Below are 582 nucleotides of genomic sequence, written 5' to 3' on the forward strand. Positions count from 1 at the left end.
ACTGGGTGGTGCGGGCGGTGCCGTACATCCGGACGTAGCGGCCGGTGCCGGTGACGTCGAGGGTCTGGGTGCCGCCGGTGCCGGTGGTGGTGGAGTAGACGGCGGTCCAGGTGGCGCCGTCGTTCGAGGTCTGGAGCTGGTAGGACTTGGCGGCCGCCGCCTCCCAGCGCAGCACGACCTGGCTGACGGCCTGGCTGGAGCCGAGGTCGACCTGGATCCACTGCGGGTCGGCGGCGGCGCTGGACCACCGGGTGCCGCCGTCGCCGTCGACGGCGGCGGACGCGGGCACCCCGGCGTTCTCCACCGAGGAGGCGGTGGCGGGCCGGCCCTGCGACAGCAGCGCCGGTGCGGCCTGCGCGACGGGCGCGTTCGTGACCAGCAGGGAGGTGAGCAGGGCCAGGACGGCGAGCGCCGCCGTCCAGAGCGTCTTCACGGTGCGCCGGGGGACCGGGGCGAACCCCGGCGGGCGTGCCGAACGTGCGTTCACGGTTCTCCGTAAGGTGTTGGTCGGCCCGGGAGGGCCGGATGTGGCTAACGGTTCTCTGCCTTCAGTGGCTTGCGAGGAGTGGCCGTCCGGCTCTT

Annotated in this window: 1 protein-coding gene; it reads right to left on the bottom strand. The window is 73.9% G+C overall.

Translation table 11 applies throughout. The annotated features are described in order from the left end of the window. Positions 1-487 (bottom strand): discoidin domain-containing protein (locus OO48_RS33995; protein ID WP_033223529.1); only part of this gene is annotated, 487 nt, incomplete at its 3' end. Between the last annotated feature and the right edge of the window lie 95 nt (positions 488-582).

It is taken from the genome of Kitasatospora phosalacinea, assembly GCF_000716545.1.
GTDB classification, from domain to species: domain Bacteria; phylum Actinomycetota; class Actinomycetes; order Streptomycetales; family Streptomycetaceae; genus Kitasatospora; species Kitasatospora phosalacinea.